The following is a 2,903-nucleotide window of genomic DNA, read 5'->3' as shown; positions in this document are numbered from 1 at the left end:
AAACAAAGGACGAAATAAATTTAGGTCAAGTTACTAAGAGCGTAGGGCGGATGCCTTGGCACCTAGAGCCGAAGAAGGACGTGATAAGCTGCGAAAAGCTACGGAGAGCTGCAAATAAGCTACGACCCGTAGATATCCGAATGGGGAAACCCAGTTTAGCAAACCTAAACTATCCACTAGTGAATACATAGCTAGTGAGAAGGGAACCCGGAGAACTGAAACATCTAAGTACCCGGAGGAAAAGAAAGTAACAACGATTCCTTAAGTAGCGGCGAGCGAACGAGGACCAGCCTGCGAGGGCGCAAGAAAAGAGATAGTCGAATCGACTGGAAAGAGAATCAAAGAGGGTAAAAATCCCGTAGACGAAATCGAATGGAAGCAAACTCGCTTAACAAGTAGCATGAGACACGAGAAATCTTGTGTGAAGATGGGAGGCCCACCTCCTAAGGCTAAATACTACTAGGTGACCGATAGAGGACAAGTACCGTGAGGGAAAGGTGAAAAGAACCCCGGAAGGGGAGTGAAATAGAATCTGAAACCCTATGTTTACAAGCAGCGAAAGCACGTTAAGAGTGCAATCGTGTACTTTTTGTAGAACGGGCCAGCGAGTTATTGTATATAGCGAGATTAAGGCATTAAGTGCTGTAGTCGGAGGGAAACCGAGTCTTAATAGGGCGGAAAGTTATATATAATAGACCCGAAACCGGGTGATCTATCCATGTGCAGAGTGAAGTATCGGTAAAACGATATGGAGGCTCGAACCGGGTAAGGTTTAAAACTTATCGGATGACGTGTGGATAGGGGTGAAAAGCCAAACGAACTCGGAGATAGCTGGTTCTCCTCGAAATAGCTTTAGGGCTAGCCTTTGAGAAAGTTTAATGGAGGTAGAGCACTGAATGGTCGCGGGGCATGTATATGTTACCAACACCTATCAAACTCCGAATGCCAAGAAAACAACTCAAGGAGTCAGACATGGAGGGATAAGCTCCCATGTCAAAAGGGAAAGAGCCCAGACCACCGACTAAGGTCCCAAAGTGTAGATTAAGTGGCAAAGGATGTGAAGTTACTTAGACAACCAGGATGTTGGCTTAGAAGCAGCCATACATTTAAAGAGTGCGTAATAGCTCACTGGTCAAGTGATTTTGCGCCAAAGATTTCCGGGGCTAAATCTAACACCGAAGTCGTGGACTTGATATAATCAAGTGGTAGAGGAGCATTGTATGTGGGCAGAAGCAGTATCGTAAGGAACTGTGGACTGCATACAAGAGAGAATGCTGGCATGAGTAGCGAGAGGTGAGTGAGAATCTCACCCATCGAAAACCTAAGGATTCCTGGGCAAGGCTCGTCCCCCCAGGGTAAGTCGGGACCTAAGATCAGGCTGAAAAGCGTAGTCGATGGACAACTGGTTGAGATTCCAGTACTATCAATAGTCGTTATTAGAGAAGTGGTGACGCAGGAGGATTAACTTACCCGCACGGCAAGGAAAAGTGCGGCCAAATACCAAGCCAGAGAATGTAGGCAAATCCGCATTCTCGCTAAAGTAAGGTATGATGGGGATCGAAAAACAAGTAGAGAAGAAGACTAATTCACACTGCCAAGAAAACCCACTATCGAGACTAAAGATACCCGTACCGCAAACCGACACAGGTAGGAGAGGAGAGAATCCTAAGATGAGCGGAAGAACCTTTGTTAAGGAACTCGGCAAAATGACCCCGTAACTTCGGGAGAAGGGGAGCCAATAGGCTAACTATTGGCCGCAGTGAATAGGCCCAAGCGACTGTTTACCAAAAACACAAGTTTCTGCTAAGAAGCAATTCGAAGTATAGGAGCTGACACCTGCCCGGTGCTGGAAGGTTAAGGGGAAGGCTTAGCGCAAGCGAAGGCTAGAACTTAAGCCCCAGTAAACGGCGGCCGTAACTATAACGGTCCTAAGGTAGCGAAATTCCTCGTCGGGTAAGTTCCGACCCGCACGAAAGGTGTAACGATTTGGGCACTGTCTCAACAAAGGATCCGGTGAAATTGTAGTATGCGTGAAGATGCGCATTACCCGCGACAGGACGGAAAGACCCCATGGAGCTTTACTGTAGGCTGGCATTGGATTTCGGTAAAACATGTACAGGATAAGTGGGAGACTAAGAAACAAGGGCGTCAGTCTTTGTGGAGTCACCGGTGGGATACCACTCTTGTTTTACTGGAATTCTAACCTAGAACCGTAATCCGGTTCAGGGACACTGTCAGTTGGGCAGTTTGACTGGGGCGGTCGCCTCCTAAACAGTAACGGAGGCGCTCAAAGGTTCCCTCAGCACGGACGGAAATCGTGCAAAGAGTGCAAAGGCATAAGGGAGCTTAACTGCGAGACATACAGGTCGAGCAGATAGGAAACTAGGACTTAGTGATCCGGTGGTACCGAGTGGAAGGGCCATCGCTCAACGGATAAAAGCTACCCTGGGGATAACAGGCTTATACCCCCCAAGAGTTCACATCGACGGGGGTGTTTGGCACCTCGATGTCGGCTCGTCTCATCCTGGGGCTGAAGTAGGTCCCAAGGGTTGGGCTGTTCGCCCATTAAAGAGGCACGCGAGCTGGGTTCAGAACGTCGTGAGACAGTTCGGTCCCTATCCGTCGTGGGCGTAGGAAATTTGAAAGGAGCTGTCCTTAGTACGAGAGGACCGGGATGGACAAACCAATGGTGCACGAGTTGTCACGCCAGTGGCATAGCTCGGAAGCTAAGTTTGGACAGGATAAGAGCTGAAGGCATCTAAGCACGAAGCCCCCCTTAAGATAAGATTTCCCATCGTAAAGAATAAGGCAACTTGAAGAAAACGAGTTTGATAGGCAATTGGTGTAAGAGTAGTAATACTTTAAGCTAAGTTGTACTAATGTGCCGAAGACTTGACCAAATA

1 rRNA gene is annotated in these 2,903 nt (G+C 48.0%); it reads left to right on the top strand.

Going from position 1 to position 2,903, the window contains the following annotated elements:
* Window positions 1–23: 23 nt before the first annotated feature.
* Window positions 24–2,900, top strand: a 23S ribosomal RNA gene (locus AC6FXG_RS08870).
* Window positions 2,901–2,903 lie beyond the last annotated feature (3 nt).

Source organism: Ezakiella massiliensis (assembly GCF_059862345.1).
Note: the sequence above shows the minus strand (reverse complement) of the source record. Positions and strands in the feature narration are given on the sequence as shown.